Annotated in this window: 15 protein-coding genes; 8 read left to right on the top strand and 7 right to left on the bottom strand. The window is 65.2% G+C overall.

Features of this window, described 5'->3' with window-relative positions:
* Positions 1 to 11 precede the first annotated feature (11 nt).
* From AC1RR3_RS17080 to AC1RR3_RS17065, 4 genes are read left to right on the top strand one after another with little or no spacing between them, the layout of a single operon-like run.
* Positions 12 to 191: a DUF4089 domain-containing protein gene (locus AC1RR3_RS17080; RefSeq protein ID WP_036001861.1), complete on the top strand. Its 180-nt coding sequence runs from the start codon at positions 12 to 14 to the stop codon at positions 189 to 191.
* 7 nt (positions 192 to 198) lie between these two features.
* Positions 199 to 1,593 (top strand): AtzE family amidohydrolase, encoded by a 1,395-nt coding sequence (locus AC1RR3_RS17075; RefSeq protein WP_492824284.1) that lies wholly within the window; start codon positions 199 to 201, stop codon positions 1,591 to 1,593.
* A 1-nt stretch (position 1,594) separates the two neighbouring features.
* Positions 1,595 to 1,987, top strand: coding sequence for an oxalurate catabolism protein HpxZ (gene hpxZ, locus AC1RR3_RS17070; protein WP_492824283.1), 393 nt, complete (start codon positions 1,595 to 1,597; stop codon positions 1,985 to 1,987).
* Between the two features lie 4 nt (positions 1,988 to 1,991).
* Positions 1,992 to 2,714, top strand: a complete 723-nt coding sequence (locus AC1RR3_RS17065; RefSeq protein ID WP_492824282.1) for a GntR family transcriptional regulator — start codon at positions 1,992 to 1,994, stop codon at positions 2,712 to 2,714.
* Positions 2,715 to 2,844: 130 nt separating this feature from the next.
* Here AC1RR3_RS17065 and atzF read toward each other — a convergent pair whose 3' ends face one another.
* Positions 2,845 to 4,653, bottom strand: coding sequence for an allophanate hydrolase (gene atzF / locus AC1RR3_RS17060; RefSeq protein WP_492824727.1), 1,809 nt, complete (start codon positions 4,651 to 4,653; stop codon positions 2,845 to 2,847).
* Between the two features lie 205 nt (positions 4,654 to 4,858).
* A complete protein-coding gene (locus AC1RR3_RS17055) occupies positions 4,859 to 5,365 on the bottom strand; it encodes a MarR family winged helix-turn-helix transcriptional regulator (RefSeq protein WP_492824281.1) in 507 nt (168 codons plus the stop codon).
* Between the two features lie 150 nt (positions 5,366 to 5,515).
* On the opposite strand from AC1RR3_RS17055, the gene AC1RR3_RS17050 reads away from it, so the two are divergent.
* The gene (locus AC1RR3_RS17050; protein ID WP_492824280.1) at positions 5,516 to 7,366 is read left to right on the top strand and encodes a feruloyl-CoA synthase; all 1,851 of its coding nucleotides are present in this window, start codon (positions 5,516 to 5,518) and stop codon (positions 7,364 to 7,366) included.
* 360 nt (positions 7,367 to 7,726) lie between these two features.
* Here AC1RR3_RS17050 and AC1RR3_RS17045 read toward each other — a convergent pair whose 3' ends face one another.
* Positions 7,727 to 8,230 (bottom strand): MarR family winged helix-turn-helix transcriptional regulator, encoded by a 504-nt coding sequence (locus AC1RR3_RS17045; RefSeq protein ID WP_492824279.1) that lies wholly within the window; start codon positions 8,228 to 8,230, stop codon positions 7,727 to 7,729.
* 80 nt (positions 8,231 to 8,310) lie between these two features.
* Between AC1RR3_RS17045 and AC1RR3_RS17040 the strand changes: the two genes are divergently transcribed.
* Together AC1RR3_RS17040 and AC1RR3_RS17035 are read left to right on the top strand one after the other, a co-directional pair.
* Positions 8,311 to 9,519: a cytochrome P450 gene (locus tag AC1RR3_RS17040; RefSeq protein WP_492824278.1), complete on the top strand. Its 1,209-nt coding sequence runs from the start codon at positions 8,311 to 8,313 to the stop codon at positions 9,517 to 9,519.
* A 34-nt stretch (positions 9,520 to 9,553) separates the two neighbouring features.
* On the top strand, positions 9,554 to 10,765 hold the full coding sequence (locus tag AC1RR3_RS17035) for an ABC transporter substrate-binding protein (RefSeq protein WP_492824277.1): 1,212 nt from the start codon (positions 9,554 to 9,556) through the stop codon (positions 10,763 to 10,765).
* Between the two features lie 168 nt (positions 10,766 to 10,933).
* Here the strand turns inward: AC1RR3_RS17035 and AC1RR3_RS17030 are convergent, their stop codons facing one another.
* On the bottom strand, positions 10,934 to 12,196 hold the full coding sequence (locus AC1RR3_RS17030) for an NAD(P)/FAD-dependent oxidoreductase (protein WP_492824276.1): 1,263 nt from the start codon (positions 12,194 to 12,196) through the stop codon (positions 10,934 to 10,936).
* Positions 12,197 to 12,502: 306 nt separating this feature from the next.
* Here AC1RR3_RS17030 and AC1RR3_RS17025 point away from each other — a divergent pair, with 306 nt between their 5' ends.
* Positions 12,503 to 13,675, top strand: coding sequence for an ABC transporter substrate-binding protein (locus AC1RR3_RS17025; RefSeq protein ID WP_492824275.1), 1,173 nt, complete (start codon positions 12,503 to 12,505; stop codon positions 13,673 to 13,675).
* Positions 13,676 to 13,970: 295 nt separating this feature from the next.
* Here the strand turns inward: AC1RR3_RS17025 and AC1RR3_RS17020 are convergent, their stop codons facing one another.
* The 3 genes from AC1RR3_RS17020 to AC1RR3_RS17010 are packed head-to-tail and all read right to left on the bottom strand — an operon-like array spanning position 13,971 to position 17,631.
* Positions 13,971 to 15,842 (bottom strand): bifunctional sugar phosphate isomerase/epimerase/4-hydroxyphenylpyruvate dioxygenase family protein, encoded by a 1,872-nt coding sequence (locus AC1RR3_RS17020; protein ID WP_492824274.1) that lies wholly within the window; start codon positions 15,840 to 15,842, stop codon positions 13,971 to 13,973.
* On the bottom strand, positions 15,839 to 16,897 hold the full coding sequence (locus tag AC1RR3_RS17015) for a Gfo/Idh/MocA family protein (protein ID WP_492824273.1): 1,059 nt from the start codon (positions 16,895 to 16,897) through the stop codon (positions 15,839 to 15,841). Before AC1RR3_RS17015 ends, AC1RR3_RS17020 begins: the two co-directional genes overlap by 4 nt.
* Positions 16,894 to 17,631 (bottom strand): ABC transporter ATP-binding protein, encoded by a 738-nt coding sequence (locus AC1RR3_RS17010; protein ID WP_492824272.1) that lies wholly within the window; start codon positions 17,629 to 17,631, stop codon positions 16,894 to 16,896. Before AC1RR3_RS17010 ends, AC1RR3_RS17015 begins: the two co-directional genes overlap by 4 nt.
* Positions 17,632 to 17,638: the final 7 nt, after the last annotated feature.

Below are 17,638 nucleotides of genomic sequence, written 5' to 3'. Positions count from 1 at the left end.
TTGGGAGCGTGATGGCCGAGCCGCTGGACGATTATATCGACGCCGTATCGAAAGCGCTGGCATTGCCGATCGAGGAGGCCTGGAGGCCGGCGGTTCGCGCCAATCTTGAAGTGTCGCTGCGGCTTGGCCGCCTGGTCGACGAATTCGCGCTGCCGGACGAGACCGAGCCGGCGCCGATCTTCACCGCCTGACGCCGCCATGACCACCAAGCCAGAGATGAGTGCTGCCGACATCGCGAAAGCGGTGGCCGGCGGCCAGTTGTCCGCGCTCGCTGCCACTGAAGCTGCGCTCGCGCGCATCAAGCAGCACGACACGATCCTCAATTCCTTCACTGACGTCACCGCCGAGCGCGCCCGCGCCAAGGCGCGTGCAATCGATGCCGATATTGCCGCCGGCAAGACGGTCGGCCCGCTCGCGGGCGTGCCCTTCGCGGTGAAGAACCTGTTCGACGTTGCCGGGCTTCCGACGCGCGCCGGCTCGAAGATCAACCGCGACCTCGCACCCGCCAAGCGCGACGCCACGCTGATCGAGCGCATGGAGGCCGCCGGCGCAGTCCTCGTCGGCGCGCTCAACATGGGCGAATACGCCTACGACTTCACCGGCGAGAACGTCCATGACGGTCCCTCGCGCAATCCGCATGACACCACGCGAATGAGCGGCGGCTCCTCCGGCGGCTCCGGCAGCGCCGTCGGCGGCGCGCTGGTGCCGATCGCGCTGGGATCGGACACCAACGGCTCGATCCGCGTGCCGTCGTCGTTCTGCGGCATTTTTGGCCTGAAGCCGACCTATGGCCGGCTGTCGCGGGCGCGCTCATTTCCGTTCGTCGCGAGCTTCGATCATCTCGGCCCGTTCGCGCGCTCCGTCACCGATCTCGCACTCGCCTATGACGCGATGCAGGGGCCGGATGCGGATGATGCCGCCTGCACCACGCGTGGCCTGGAGCCGACGGTGCCGCTGCTCGCCAATCCGGTTTCGGATCTGCGCATCGCGGTCGCCGGCGGCTACTTCCAGAAGAACGTATTTCCGGAAGCTGTCGAAGCCGTCAGCCGCGTCGCAAAAGCGCTCGGCGCGACTAAGGTCGTCGAAGTGCCCGAAGCCGCGCGCGCCCGTGCGGCAGCCTACGTCATCAGCACCACCGAAGGCGCCTCGCTGCATCTCGATCGCCTGCGCAAGCGTCCGAACGACTTTGATCCCGCCGTGCGCGATCGGTTGATTGCGGGCGCCATGGTGCCGGCCTCGCTGGTCGATCGCGCGCAAAAATTCCGCCGCTGGTATCGCGCGCAGCTCGCCGAGGTTTTTAAATCGGTCGACGTGCTGATCGCACCGGCTACACCCTGCACCGCGCCAAAGCTCGGTCAGGTCAATTTCAATCTCGACGGCGTCGAATTGCCGGTGCGCGCCAATATCGGCATCCACACCCAGCCGATCTCCTTCGTCGGTTTGCCGGTCGTTGCCGTGCCGGTGCCGCTCGAGCCACTGCCGATCGGTGTGCAGATCATCGCCGCGCCCTGGCGCGAGGACATCGCGTTGCGCGTCGCGCACGCATTGGAGAAGATGGGCGTGGTCTCCGCGCCGTCACCGAGAGGAATTTAAAATGGAGATCGATCTCCCCGAGGTGATCGCGGAAGTGAAGGCCGCGTTCGATCGTTATGAGCAGGCGCTGATCACTAACGACGTCGCCGTGCTCGGCGAACTCTTCCGCAACGACCCGCGCACGCTGCGCTACGGCATCGGCGAAAACCTTTACGGCTATGAGGCGATCTCCGGTTTTCGCGCCGGCCGATCGCCGGTCGGGCTGAATCGCCGCACCGCAAAAACGGTGATCTCCAGCTACGGCCGCGACACGGCGGTCGCCTCCACCCTGTTCTATCGCGACACGGCTCCCGGCAAGGTCGGCCGGCAGATGCAGACCTGGGTTCGCTTCCCGGAGGGCTGGCGCGTCGTCGCTGCCCATGTCAGCATCATCGACGAGTCGAAAGAGACCTGACCGCATGACGCTTGACGATTTTCCGCCCGGAGCATTGCCGGCCGAGCCGGTGGTGCCGCGCGTCGACCGGGCCCAGCCCAGCGTGCACAAGGTGACGCGCGCCGAGGAGTTGCGCCTGCAGCTTGCCGACGAGATCGTGCGCGGAACCCTGGCCCCTGGTGCGCCTCTGGACGAGACCGATATCGCGCGGCGCTTCAACGTCTCGCGCACCCCGGTGCGTGAGGCGCTGCGCCAGCTCGTCGCGAGCGGCCTGGTCGAATCGCGTGCGCATCGCGGCGCGGTGGTGGCGCAACCCTCGTTCGAGCGGCTGACGAGCATGTTCGAGGCGATGGCGGAGCTCGAGGCGATGTGCGCCGGCCTTGCCGCCGAACGTATGTCGGCTGCCGAGCGTCACGGTCTCGAAGCCGTCCATGAAGAGCTGCGTGTGCTGAGCTACGCCGGCAATCCCGATCGCTTCCACGAGGTCAACGAGCGTTTCCACAACGCCATCTATGCGGGCTCGCAGAACGGCTACATCGCCGAGATCACGCTGGCGACGCGCGTGCGCGTGCAGCCGTTCCGCCGCGCCCAGTTCCGCAACCTCGGCCGATTGGCAAAGTCGCAGGCCGAGCACGACCGCGTCGTCGTCGCCATCATGCGCGGCGACAAGCAGGGCGCCGCCGCCGCGATGCGCGCGCATATCGAGCTGGTGCGCGGGGAGTACGAGATCTACGCGGTGTCGGTGTAGATTCTCTCTGTGTCCCAGACGCGATGCAGCGCGAAGCGCTGCTCCGCAGAGCCGGGACCCATCGATCCTTTTTGCAAATCACTCCATGGGTCCCGGTTCAGCAGAGCACCACTGCGTGATGCGCGACCATTTATCCTGTCGCAGCGTCCGCCATGAACTTCCGCCAGCCGCCATAGCTCGTGATGTCGCGAGCTTCGCCCAGGACTTCGGGCTCCACGAGAAAGCCCTTCACGCTGCGGCCGTCGGCCAAGCGAACAGTGCCGATCGCCATCGGCGCCGGAATCGCGTTGACGAATTTGCCGAATGCCGACGACGACAGCGACCATATCTCCAGCTCGATCTCAGCCCCCGTGCCGGCCTCGACACGCAGCATGCCCGGCTTCGGCGGTGTGGTCTGAAGCGCGTAGAGCTTGTAGTCGGCCGCCGTCGTGGTTGCCTCGATCAGCTTTCCGCTGAGCGCCTTCAACTCACCGTTCAGCGCCATGCCGGACAGATGCGCGCCGACCACCGCGATTGGAATCTCGTCGATGCCGCTTGTGGCAAGGGGCGCGAGCGGTGCCTGCGGTACGCCCTTCGCGCCTACGGTCAGCTTCGTATCCGCATGGAAGGCACGCCCGATGCTCGCAAGCAGCGCATCGCGTCCAGCCGGCGCGAGCAGGGTGATGCCGAACGGAATGCCGTCCGTGCGCATCGATGCGGGGACTGCGAGACCGCAGAGATCGAGCAGATTGACAAAATTGGTGTAAGTGCCGAGCCGGCTGTTGAGCTCGATCGGATTGGCCAGCACCTGCGCGGTCGTATAGGCCGTCGGCGCCGTCGGCAGCACCAGCGCGTCGATATTGGCAAAGGTGCGCTCGGCGATCTTGCGCAGGCCCTGCAAGCGATAGAGCGCGGAGAAGGTGTCCGCCGCCGTGAGCCGCGCGCCGGCTGCGGTGATTTCGCGCGTCACTGGATGGATCGAATCAGGCGCGGACGCCAGCAAGTTCTTGATCACGAGATAGCGCTCGGCGACCCAGGGACCTTCATAGAGCAGCCGCGCGGTCTCGTAGAACGGCTCGAGGTCGAACTCGACCAGATCAGCACCAAGCGCAGTCCAGCGCTTCAGCGCGTCGCCGTAAGCTGCCTCCGCCTTCTTGTCGCCGAAGAAGATCAGCTGTCCGTTGCGCGGCACGCCGAGGCGGAGATTCGCGGGGAACGGCGTGATCGCGCCAAGCGGCCGGTCGCGCGAGAACGGATCGGCCTGGTCCGGCCCCGCCATCACGGAGAGCGCCAGTGCAGCGTCGTCGACCGTCAAGGCGAATACCGAGATGCAGTCGAGCGTGCGGCAGGCCGGCACCAGGCCCGCGGTCGAGATCATGCCGAGGCTCGGCTTCAGCCCGACGATGTTGTTGAGCATCGCCGGCACGCGGCCGCTGCCGGCGGTGTCGGTGCCGAGCGTGAGCGGCACGAGGCCGGCACCGACAGCGGTCGCCGATCCCGAGCTCGATCCGCCGGGAATGAGATCCTCGCGGATCGAATTTTTGGGAATGCCGTAGGGCGAGCGCACGCCGACGAGGCCGGTTGCGAACTGGTCGAGATTGGTCTTGCCGATGATGATCGCGCCTGCCGCGCGCAACCGCTCCACCGCGGTCGAGTCATGCGTCGGTGTGTAGGAGAAGGCCGGGCAAGCCGCTGTGGTCGGAAAGCCCAGCGCGTCGATATTGTCCTTCACCGCGACCGGCACGCCGTAGAGCGGAAGTTCGGCCGCATCCTGTCGCGCGGCAAGCTTCTCGGCGTCCGCGATCGCGTCCTTCTCGTCGCGCAGGCTGATGAAGACGGCGGGATCATTGTGGTCGCGGATGCGCTGATAGGTCCGCGCGATCGTCTGCGCCGGCGTGAGCGTGCCCGCGCGATGCGCGGCCACAATCGCGGCGATCGTCTCAGGCTGCTCAGCCCCCATTTCAGCCCTCATGGCGACAAAACTCCGGCAACAGGTCCCACCCGGATTGAAGCAAGCGATGTGCCATTGTGTACAGAATCCGGGCAACGCGGATGCCTCAGATATTATCGTGAGATCAGTGGGTTGGGGGATATTTCGACGGCAGGTCGGGCATTCGCGCCAGCGCCCTGTTCTGGGCATCTGCGTAAATATTGGGCAGTCATGATCAGGTGAAGTCGGCCAGGATCTCGAGCAGCCGCTCCCGGTTCGCCTTTCCGATCCTGGCCTCGACATGCCGCTCGTGCTCGGCGGCCAGCCGCTTGAACTTCGCCAGCGCCGTCTCGCCCTGCGCGGTGAGGTGCAGGGCGTGGGAGCGCCGGTCCGCCTTCGACTTGACCCGCTTCACCAGCTTGCGCTGCTCCAGGCTGTCGAGCAGGTGCACCAGCCGGGCGCGCTCGATGCCGAGGCGCTTGGCCACTGCCATCTGCGACAGGCCCGGATTGGCGCCGATCACCGTCAGCACCGAATATTGCGTCGGCCGGATGTCGACATCTCCGAGTGTCCTGATGAAATCCTGAAAGATCCAGATCTGGAAGCGCCGCACTGCGTAGCCCGCGTGCCCGGCCAGCGCGTCGAGGCCGATCTCGTCCGCGTCGATCCGCCGCGCGGCGCCGTTGGTGGCGCGCTTGCGGAGGGAGGGGCGGGGTTCGGCTCGGGCTGCGCTGGCTGTCACATCGTGTCTCCTGCCGGTCAACCTTAGCGCCTCGACCTCGCAAGCGGAAGATTGTTGTTGACGACAACAATTGCCGTGCCCAACATTATGGCCAAAGCGGCCCGGAACGAGGCTGCGGCCGATCCGGACATCCGGGCGAGGAGGAAACACATGACGACCGCCACTCGCGGCGACGCTTCAAGCCTGTTCGCAACGCCAAAGACACTCGCCGAGCATCGCGCTGACGGCAGCATCGTGCTGCGTTCGCCCGAGCCGCTTCGCGACAGCGCGCGCTGCATCGGCGACTGGCTCGAACAATGGGCGCGGCAGGCGCCTGACACGATCTTCCTCGCCGAGCGTGATAGCGCGGATACGCCCTGGGCCACCATGACCTATGCAGGTGCTCTGCGGCGGGTACGCGCGGCGGCGTCCTGGATTTTCGCGCAGGGCCTCAGCGCCGAGCGTCCCGTCGTCATCCTCTCCGACAACAGTATCGATCACGCGCTGCTTGCGCTGGCCGCCCAGCATGTCGGCGTGCCCTCCGCGGCAATCTCGCCGGCCTATTCGCTGATGTCGAAAGACTTCGACAAGCTCAAGAGCATGATCTCGTTGCTGGAGCCCGGCGCGATCTATGTCTCCGCGACCAAGCCTTTTGCGGCGGCGCTGGCCGCGATCAAGCCGCTGCACAGCGCACAAATCATCAGCGGCAATGCCGGCGATGCCGATGCGCTCGCCTTCCGCAGCGTCGCGACAACGCTGGAAACGCCCGGCGTCGCAAACGCCTTCGCAGCGGTGACGCCGGACACCATCGCGAAATTCCTGTTCACCTCGGGCTCGACCGGCACGCCCAAGGCGGTCATCAACACCCAGCGCATGCTGACGTCGAGCCAGCAGGCCAAGGCGCAGACCTGGACCTTTCTCGAACAGGGGCGCGATGATCTCGTCATCCTCGACTGGCTGCCCTGGAGCCACACATTCGGCGCCAATCACAATTTCAATCTCGTCCTGCGCAATGGCGGGTCGCTCTATATCGACGGTGGGAAGCCAGCGCCGGGCCTGTTTGCGGCCTCGCTCGCGAATCTGAAAAGCGTGATGCCGACGGTCTATTTCAACGTGCCCCGCGGCTTCGACATGCTGATCGCGGCGATGCGCGGCGACGAGGAACTGTGCCGCCGCTTCTTTGGCGAGGTCAAATTCGCCTTCTATGCCGGTGCCGCGCTGCCGCAGAACCTCTGGGACGCGCTTGAGCAGCTGTCGATCAAGACCGTTGGCCGCCCACTGCCGATGGTCTCGGCCTGGGGCTCGACGGAAACTTCCCCGCTTGCGACCGATTGCCATTTCCTGGCCGAGCGTTCCGGCAATATCGGCGTGCCGATCCCCGGCACCGAGCTGAAGCTCGTCACCTCAGGCGACAAGCTGGAAGTGCGCGTGCGCGGCCCCAACGTCACCCCGGGCTACTGGAAGGCGCCCGAACTGACGAGGCAGGCGTTTGACGAGGAGGGCTTCTATCTCATCGGCGACGCCGTAAAGCTTGCCGACCCGGAGCGCCCCGAGTGTGGCCTGTTCTTCGACGGCCGCGTTGCGGAAGACTTCAAGCTCAATTCCGGCACCTGGGTCAGCGTCGGTACGCTGCGTGTCGCCGGCATCGCAGCGCTGGCGCCGCTCGCGCAGGATATCGTCGTCACAGGGCACGGCGGCGACGAGGTGCGGTTCTTGGTGTTCCCGAATATTGCGGCGTGCCGTGCCCATGCCGGTTTGCCGGAGACGGCAGGCGTTGGCGATGTGCTTGGTCATGAGAAGGTCAGAGCCGCGATCGCGCAGGGGCTCGCAGGACTGAAGCAGCAGGGGGCCAACTCCTCCGGCCACGCCACACGCGCTCTGCTGCTCGCCGAACCACCCTCGGTCGACGGCGGCGAGATCACCGACAAGGGCTACATCAACCAGCGCGCCGTGCTGACCCGGCGTGCGGATGCGGTCGTGCGGCTGGACGATGATGCGTCGGCGGAGTGGATTGGTCTTTAGCGGCTCTCGTGCCCCGGACGCGGCGCAGCACGCAGTGATGCGCTGCAGAGCCGGGGCCCATCTCTCCTAGCGCAAGCAGCCGGTTGGGTCCCGGCTCTGCGCAGCAGCGTTTCACGCTGCAGCGCGTCCGGGACACGAGAGCTGGGCAAGCCCAATACGCCAGCCATTCTGCCGCAATATCCCGCCGATTCTTTTGTTGCTTAAGCAACTAATTCGTGCGAACCGTTCCAGACAAGGATGACGGCGGGGGAACCGCTGCGCCTGATCTCGGAGGAAACGATGCTCGGCAGGAACGGTGCCGCGGGCAAATGCCTGCGCATGCCTGAAGGTGGCAACACGGCGCGCCGCGCGCTCGCCGCGTCAGCTGGTGCTGCTGCCCGTCACCGCGCCGAGATTTTCGTGCAGCCGGCGCAGCAGATCGATCAGCGCCTCGCGCTCGTCCTTGCTCAGGCAGGACAACAGACGCCGCTCGCGCTCGAACGCCGCGACGATCACCTTGTCATGGGTGGCGCGGCCCCGCGCCGTCAGCGAGATCGAATGGGTGCGGCCGTCGTTCGGGTCGGTGCGGATCGACACCAGCCCGCGCTTCTCCAGTCCCGCAAGCGTGCGGCTCACCGGGCCCTTGTCGAAGCCGATGACGTGGCAGATGCGCGAGGCCGGGATGCCGGGCTCGATCGCCAGCAGCGACATGATCCGCCACTCCGTGACGTTGACGCCGAACTGCTTCTGATAGAACGCAGTCGCGCTGTTCGAGAGCTTGTTGGCGATGAAGGTGATGAAGGCCGGGACGTAACGGTCGAGGTCGAGCGTCGGTCCCACGTCGGTGGGCGCAGGCTTTTGGCGGGATCTGGTCGAAGGCGGCATATCGGGCTCACTCGCGGCGCGCCTGATGACCTAAGGGCAAGCGCCGCCCTTTCACAAGATCAAAATGAGGGAGGATTTTCATGAGCGCACCCGGCTCCGCCGTATCGGGCGTCCCGCATCTCGACGTCGATCCTTTCGCGATGAATTTTTTTGCCGATCCCTATCCGACCCATGAGAAGCTGCGGGAGGCGGGGCCGGTGGTCTATCTCGACAAGTGGAATGTCTATGGCGTGGCGCGCCATGCCGAGGTCCATGCCGTGCTGAACGATCCCGCCACATTCTGCTCCAGCCGTGGCGTCGGCCTGTCCGATTTCAAGAAGGAGACGCCGTGGCGTCCGCCGAGCCTGATCCTCGAGGCCGATCCGCCCGCGCACAGCCGCACCCGTGCCGTGCTGTCAAAAGTGTTGTCGCCGACGGTGATGAAAGGGCTCCGCGACCGCTTTGCCGCGGCGGCCGAGGCTCGGGTCGACGCGCTGCTCGACAAGCGGAGCTTTGACGCCGTCACGGATCTCGCGGAAGCCTATCCGCTCTCGATCTTTCCGGATGCGCTTGGCCTGAAGCCGGAGGGACGCGAGCATCTCATCCCCTATGCAAGCGTCGTGTTCAACGCCTTCGGCCCGCCGAACGAGCTGCGCCAGGAAGCGATCGCGCGTTCGACGCCGCATCAGGCTTACGTCACCGCGCAATGTCAGCGTGAAAACCTCACGCCCGGCGGTATCGGCGCCTGCATTCACGCCCATGTCGACGAGGGCGCGATCACGGCGCCCGAGGCGCCGCTTCTGGTGCGCTCGCTACTCTCTGCCGGCCTCGACACCACCGTCAACGGCATCGGCGCCGCTGTCTTTTGCCTCGCGCGCTTCCCGGAGCAATGGCAGCGCCTGCGCGGCGATCTCACACTGGCGCGCAACGCCTTCGAGGAAGCCGTGCGGTTCGAGAGCCCGGTGCAGACCTTCTTCCGCACCACGACGCGTGAGGTCGAGCTGTCAGGCGCGATGATCGGCGAGGGCGAGAAAGTCCTGATGTTCCTCGCTGCCGCCAATCGCGATCCGCGGCGTTGGGACAAGCCTGACAGCTACGACATCACCCGCCGCACCTCCGGCCATGTCGGCTATGGCTCCGGCATTCACATGTGCGTCGGCCAGCTCGTGGCGCGGCTCGAAGGCGAGACGATGCTCGCGGCGCTGGCGCGCCGTGTCGCCAGCATCGAGATCACGGGCGAACCAAAACGGCGCTTCAACAATACGCTGCGCGGGCTCGACAGCCTGCCGGTGACGATCACGCCGGCCTGACGCGGCTGGCCACCAAATAATAGGGGAGGGACCAATGAAGAACCTGAAGCGGACGCTCGCGCTGGCCGCGAGCCTGATGAGCGGCGCGGCAAGCGCCGAGATCTCCGACAATGTCGTGCGCGTCGGCGTGCTCAACGACATCTCCGGCATCTTCCAGGACACCAATGGCATGGGCTCGGTCGAGGCCGCGCGCATGGCAGCTGAGGATTTCAACGGCGGCGGCAAAGGTATCAAGGTCGAGATCGTTTATGCCGATCACCAGAACAAGGCCGATGTCGGCAACGCCATCGCGCGCAAATGGCTCGATGTCGAAGGCGTCGATGCCATCGTCGACGTGCCGAATTCAGCCGTCGGCCTTTCCATCAACACGCTGCTGCGCGACAGCCGCATGACCTTTCTGGCGTCGTCCACGGCGAGCTCGGATCTCACCGGCAAGGCGTGCTCGCCCAATACCATCCAGTGGGTCAACGACGCCTGGGCGACCGGCAACACCACCGCGGCCGCGATGATGTCGCGCGGCGGCAAGGACTGGTACTTCCTCACGGTGGACTATGCGCTCGGCAAGGGCATCGAGGCGGAAGCGCAGAAATATATCGAGGGGCATGGCGGCAAGGTGCTGGGCTCGTCAAAGCATCCGCTCGGCACCTCCGACTTCGCCTCGTTCCTGTTGCAGGCGCAGAATTCGAAAGCCCAGGTGATCGGCCTTGCCAATGCTGGCGGCGACACCATCAACGCGGTGAAGCAGGCGGCCGAGTTCGGGGTGCAGCAGGGCGGGCAGAAGCTCGTCGCCTTCCTGCTCTTCATCAACGACGTCCACGGCATGGGCATCAAGGTCGCGCAGGGTCTCCAGCTCATGGAAGCCTTTTACTGGGACATGAACGACGATACCCGCGCCTTCGCGAAACGCTTCGCCGCGCGGCCCGGCATGAACGGCAAGATGCCGAGCGGCAACCAGGCTGGCGTCTATGCCTCGACACTGGCTTATCTCAACGCGGTGGCGGCGACCGGCAGCGACAACGCCAAGGACGCCGTGCCCGAGATGAAGAAGTTCAGAGGCAAGGACAAGCTGTTCGGCGACACTGCGATTCGCCAGGACGGTCGCGTCGTGCATCCCATGTATCTGTTCGAGGTGAAGAAGCCGGACGAGTCGAAATATCCGTATGATTATTACAAGCTGGTCTCGACGATCCCGGCGGACCAGGCGTTCCGGCCGATCGCGGAGGGCGGGTGTGAGCTGGTAAAGTAAAAGACAGCAACGAGCGCTGCTGCACCCTCGCCCCTTGTGGGAGAGGGTGACTTCGCGAGGCGAAGCCGGGTGCGGGGTTCTCTCCTCACGAATGGTCGTCCGAGCGGAGAGAACCCCTCATCCGGCGCTTCGCGCCACCTTCTCCCACAAGAGGAGAGGGAAGAAAGGCTACACCACCTTGCTACTCCCCTGCGTGATCAACCGCGCCGCCCGTTGGTCTCGCGCGTAGATCCAGAGCCAGCTCAGCGCAACGCTGAGGCGATGGCGCAGGCCGATCAGGAAGTAGATGTGGGCGATGCCCCAGATCCACCATGCGATGGTGCCGCGCAGTTTGACCTTGCCAAAATCGATCACGGCGAGCCGTTTCCCGATCTGCGCGAGGCTGCCGGAGTGCTTGTAACGGAATGCACCTTTGTTCTCGCCGCGCAGCCGCGCCTTGATGGTCTCGGCGACGTGCTTCCCCTGTTGCTTTGCCGCGGGCGCGATGCCGGGCACAGGCTTGCCGTCCCAGGCGTTGATCAAAACGGTGTCGCCGATCGCAAAGATCTCGGGATGGCCCGGGATGGTCAGGTCGGCCTCGACCTCCACGCGCCCGGCGCGATCGCTTGGTGCGCCCAGCCATTCGGCGGCGGGCGAGGCGCGCACGCCGGCGGCCCAGATTCGTGTCTTTGCCTCGAGCAGCTTGCCGCCGAACACGACGCCTTCACGGTTGATCTCGGTGACGGCCTGTCCGAGCACGACCTCGACGCCGATCTTTTCCAGCGAAGCCTGCGCATAGGCCGAGAGGTCATCGGGAAAGCCCGCAAGCACGCGCGGCCCCGCCTCGATCAGCACCACGCGGGCCTTGTGCGTGTCGATGTTGCGGAAATCGGCGGGCAAAGTGTGATGCGCCATCTCCGCGATCGTGCCGGCGAGCTCGACGCCGGTCGGGCCGGCGCCGACGATGACGAAGGTTAGCCGCGCTGCGCGTTTGGCTGGATCGGTCTCGCGCTCGGCGCGCTCGAACGCCACCAGGATGTGCCGGCGCAAGGTGGTCGCATCCTCCAGCGTCTTCAGGCCCGGCGCGAACCGCTCCCATTCGTCATGGCCGAAATAGGCGTGCCGCGCGCCGGTGGCGAGCACCAGCGTGTCGTAGGGCACCTCGCTGCCGTCGTCGATCAGCACACAGCGTCGCGCGGCATCCACCCCGCTCACGGTCGCGAACAGCGTCGTGACTTCGCGCCGGTCGCGCATGAGATGCCGCACCGGCCAGGCGATCTCGCTGGTCGCAAGCGAAGCTGTCGCGACCTGGTAAAGCAGCGGCTGAAACAGATGGTGGTTGCGGCGGTCGATCAGCGTGATCTCGACGCCCGCGCCCGCAAGCCGGTAGGTCGCCTCCAGCCCGCCGAAGCCGGCTCCGACGATGACGACGCGGTGGGGATTTGCGGACATGATGGACCCTCGAATCTCTGCTGCTCACCTTCATGTAAGTGCGCATTGGGCGCCGTAGTCCAGTAGCCGTCATCAATCGCGGCATAGGCTGGGCGTATCGTCATCCGCGAAAAAGCGCCGCAGGCTTGGACCGGTCTTGGCCGAAGTGAGTAGAATTATATTTCTTGCCATTCTCGATTGGGGCGAAATATGGTGCAGGGGCGGCCGCTGAGCCATTGGCGGCGCGACAGATTTTGCGTTCAATAGAGACGACCCGGGGCGGCGATCACCCCGTTTCCGGGATCAATAATAAGGAGGGGAGTGGTTATGAGGACGGCATTCTGGCTGGCGGGTGCGGCTGCGCTCGCGCTGGCAAATCCGGCATTCGCCGGCGACACCATCAAGATCGGTTTTGTCTCGACCTTCAGCGGTCCGACCGCCGTGATCGGCAACGACATGCGCAATTCCTTCGAGCTTGCGCTCGATCATCTCGGCCGCAAGATGGACGGCAAGCCGGTCGAGGTGATCTACGAGGACGACGGACAGAAGCCCGACGTCGGCAAGCAGAAGACCGAGAAGCTGGTCCAGTCCGACAAGGTCGATTTCATCGTCGGCTATATCTGGTCGAACGTGCTCCTGGCCTCGCTGAAGACCGCGGCGGATTCGCAGACCTTCCTGATCTCGGCCAATGCCGGCCCGTCTCAGCTCGCGGGTGAACTCTGCTCGCCTTACGTGTTCTCGACCTCCTGGCAGAACGACCAGACGCCGCAGGCCATGGGCGTCTACATGAACCAGAAGGGCGTCAAGAGCGTCTTCCTAATCGGGCCGAACTACGCCGCCGGCAAGGACATGCTCGCGGGCGTCAAGAACACCTTCAAGGGCGAGATCAAGGGCGAGGAATATACGGTCTGGCCGAGCCAGCTCGATTTCTCCGCCGAGCTCTCCAAGGCGCGCGCCTCGGGTGCCGAGTCGATCTTCGTATTCTATCCCGGTGCGGCTGGCGTGCAGTTCCTCAATCAATATGCGCAGGCGGGCCTGAAGAGCACGATGCCGCTCTATACGGCGTTCACCGTCGACGAGCTGTCGCTGCCGCTGCAGAAGGAGAACGCGCTCGGCGTGCCCGGTGCGCAGGAGTGGGTCAACGACCTTCCGAACGAGCAGAACAAGCGCTTCGTCGCCGACTACCGCAAGAAGTACACCAATCTGCGCCCGACCTACTACGGCGCGCAGGCCTATGACGCGGCCCAGCTCATCAACAGCGCGGTGGTCGCGGTGAAGGGCGACACCAGCAAGAAGGACGCGATGAAGGCCGAGATGGAGAAGGCCAACTTCAAGTCGCTGCGCGGTGCGTTCAAATACGGCAACAATCACATCCCGGTGCAGAGTTTCTATCTCCAGGACGTGGTCAAGGACGCCGAAGGCCAGCTTTCGCTGAAGACGGTCGCGACGATCGTGGAGAACGACCAGGATCGTTTCCACGACAAGTGCCAGATGAAGTGAGGTCTTGCTTCTCCCTCTCCCCGCGTGCGGGGAGAGGGTTGGGGTGAGGGGGAGTCTCCGCGGGGACGGTAGAAGTTAGTTTCACAATCTCACGCCACACCGTCGTTGCGAGCGCAGCGAAGCAATCCAGAATCCTTCCGCGGAAAGACTCTGGATTGCTTCGCTGCGCTCGCAATGACGTGTTGAGAGATCGAGGCTCCTGATTGTCATGTGACTTGCGGAGGCTCCCCCTCACCCGGATTGCATCTGCGATGCAATCCGGCCTCTCCCCGCAAGCGGGGAGAGGCAAAGGCACCTACACCCTTGGCATGCTCGTTGGCCGCACTTCGCGTGACTGCGCCGCAAGTCTGATCCCTGCATTCGCCGCGCCGAACCCCTGATAATTCCTCCGCTCCACGATCTCGAAGAAGAACCGCTCGTCGAAGATGTGAGTGTAGACCTGGAAGAACTCGCCGTCGCCCTCGCGATCGTAGAGGATGTGGTTGGCGCGCAGTTGCGCCATCAGCTCGGGCGCGAGGTCGTATTTGGCTTCGATGTCGTCGTAATAATTGTCGGGGATATCCAGGAAGTCCGCGCCGCGGGCGCGCATTGCGGCCACCGTCGCAAAAATGTCCCGGCATGCAAACGCGACGTGCTGCACGCCCGAACCGAAGAACTCCGAGATGAAGCGTGCCGGCAGGGTGCGGTTGGCGGACGAGCCGTTGAGCACGAAGCGCAGGCTCTGGTCGGCGTTGATGATGGCCTGGCTCTGCACGAGGCCTCTGGGATCGGCGATCTCCATCTGCGGCAGGCGCTTGAGGTCGAGGATGCCGGTGTAAAACAACAGCCAGGACAGCATCTCGTCATAGGGCATCGACTGCGCGATGTGGTCGACGGCGAGCAGCGCGTCCTTGCTGGCGTCGCTCGCGACGGGGTCGAAATCGGTGTCCCAGTTCTTGCCGGCCTGGTCGAGGAAATAGAGCAGGCTGCCGCCGACGCCATGGATCGCGGGGATTTCCAGCTCGCCCGGCCCGACCGGCTGGTAGAAGGTGCGCGTCTTGAGCGTCTCAGCGCGCTGCATGGCAAGCCCCGCATTGTCGACGTCGAGCGCGATCGCGCAGACGCCGGGGCCGTGGGTGACGTAGTGCGAATGCGCAAAGCCGTCGGTCTCGCAGTTGATCACGAGCTCGGCCTTGCCCTGCGACCAGCGCTCCACCGCCTTGCTGCGATGCTTGCCGGTCTTGCGGAAGCCGAGCTGCGCGAGCAGGCCGGCGAGCTCGCCGGCCTTGGTCTCGTTGACGGCAAACTCGATGAACCCGGTGCCGCGACTCTTTGCCTTCGGTGCCAGTGGCTCACTGATGAGCTTCGGCCAATCCGGTGCAAGCTGGTCCTCCAGCAGGATCAGCGAGCGCAGGCCGTCGACCGCGGTCTGCGCGGCCGAGCCGGCGCGGAACTGGTCGTTGAAGATCTCCAGCGACAGCGGCCCGGCATAGCCGGTCGCCGCGACCGCCTGCATGAATTCGCCGACCGGCAGGTCGCCCTGGCCGGGGAAGGAGCGGAAGTGCCGGCTCCACGACAGGATGTCGAGCGCGAGCTTTGGCGCGTCGGCAAGCTGCACCAGAAAGATCTTGTCGCCGGGGATCGAGGCCATGGCGCGGACCGGAAAGCCGGGCGCCAGCGCGTGAAAACTGTCGAGGATGACACCGATCGCCGGGTGATCGGCCCGCCGCACGATCTCCCAGGCATCGCGATAGTCGTTGACATGGCGTCCCCAGGCCAGCGCCTCGTAGCCGACGCGCAAGCCCCGCTTGGCGGCGCGATCGCCGAGCTCGCGAAAATCGTCCGCGGCGCGGTCGATGCCGCCGAGAGATGAGGGCGAGACATTGGAGCAGATCAGCAGCAGATCGGTGCCGAGCTCCTGCATCAGATCGAACTTCCGCTCGGCGCGGGCAAAATTGCGGGCACGCTGCGGCTCCGGCATGCCCTCGAAATCGCGGAACGGCTGGAAGGCGCAAATCTTGAGATTGAGATCGCCGCAGAGCTTTGCGATGTCGCGCGGGCCTGCGCCGAACGACAGCAAATCGTTCTCGAAGATCTCGACCTCGTCGAAGCCGGCGGCGGCGATGGCGCGGAGCTTTTCGTCCAGCGCTCCGGAGAGAGAGACGGTCGCGATCGAGCGCTTGTTCATGCTGCCTGCTCCGTGATGTGGCCCGGGGATATCTTTTGGCCGGTGCGCGCAGCCTCGCTGACGGCTTCGACGACGGCGAGCGTTCCCATCGCGTCCTCGGCCGAGATCAGCGGCTGTTCATGGCCTCTGATGACTGCGCAGAAATGCCGGAGCTGTTCGGCCAGCGGATCGATCGCCGCCGGCGCGACGGTGGCGCGCGAGAGCGGCGCGTACCATCCGGCCTGCTGTGCGTAGGACCACAGTTCCATGTTCGGCACGGACAACGATCCTGCGGTGCCGGAGAAGATGTAGCAGGGCTGGTCCTGCTTGGGATAAGCGGGGTTCTCGCCCGATGCGAGTTCCCAGCTCCACGGCGCCGGTGTCGCATCCGATACGGTCACGGTTCCGAGCGCGCCGCTGGCGAAACGCAGCAGCAGCGCCGCGGTGTCCTCGACGGCAAAGCCGCGCACCTTGTTCGAGGTGAGCGCCTGCACCTCGGTGATCTCGCCGCAGATGAAGCGGAGGTTATCAATGTCATGGATGAGATTGATCAGCAGCGGCCCGCCGCCTTGCTCGCGGCGCCACGCGACCTCGAAATAATCGTCGGGCTTTCTGAGCAGCCACAGCCCGACCACGGCGGTGAGCTGACCGAGCTTGCCGGTCGCGACCATCTCGCGCACGGCCTTGACAATGGGATTGTGCCGGCGGTGATGGCCGACCAGCATCGGCACGCCGGCTCGCTTGATTGCGGCGCAAAGGCGCTGCGCGGTGGCCACCGTCTCCGTCACCGGCTTTTCGATCAGCGCCGGCACGCCCGCCAGCGCGCAATCGAGCGCCATCGGCAAATGCAGCGTGTTGGGCGAGGCGATGATGAAGCCGTCAGGCTTTTCCTGTTCCAGCAGCGCGCGATGATCCGTATAGCAGGATGTGCCGCGGCCTTGCGCATAGTCTTTCGCGGCGGGCGAGGGGTCGGCGATGCCGGCGAGCTCGCGGTCGGGCGATGCTACGATCAACTCGATATGGCGGCGGCCGATCAGGCCGGCGCCGGCAACGCCGATGCGCATTCGCGCGCTCATGCCGCGGTCTCCTCCATGGCTCCCCCGAGGAAGAGCTGGCCGATGCGGGGATCGTTCAGGATGCGCTCCGCCTTGTCGATCATGCGGGTCTGGCCGAGCTCGAGCACGATGCCGATATCGGAGATCTCCAGCGCCGAGCGCGCGTTCTGCTCGATCATGAGAATCGTCACGCCGCGATCACGCAGGGATTTGAGGATGTCGAAGGTCTGCTGCACCATCAGCGGCGACAGGCCGATCGAGGGCTCGTCGATCAGCACGAGTTTTGGCTCAAGCAGCAGCGAGCGGGCGATCTCGAGCTGCTTCTGCTCGCCGCCGGAGAGCGTCGAGGCCTGCTGCGCCGACTTGCGGCGCAGCGCCGGAAACAGATCGAGCGCAGCTTCGATCCGCTTGGGCAGGTCGATGCCTTTCCCGGCTGAGACCCCGCCGAGCTCGATGTTGCTGCGGACCGAGAGCTCCGGGAAAATGTTGCGGCCCTGCGGCACGTAGCAGATGCCGGCATTGAGCAGTGCGCGCTGGCTCAAATTGGTGACGTCGCGGCTCGCAAAGCTGATCTTGCCGTCACGCAACTTCAGCAGGCCGAAGATCGCCTTGAACACGGTGGACTTGCCGGCGCCGTTCGGGCCGATGATGGTGGTGATGGTCGCCGGCGGCACCGAAAAGGTCGTGCCGTTCAGGATCGTCATCTTGCCGTAGCCGCCGACGAGATTGTGAACCGAGAGGATCGGGTCGCTCATGGCTCGC

Source organism: Bradyrhizobium sp. GW821-FHT13H05 (genome assembly GCF_058804065.1).
This window is presented reverse-complemented; position numbering and strand designations above follow the sequence as displayed.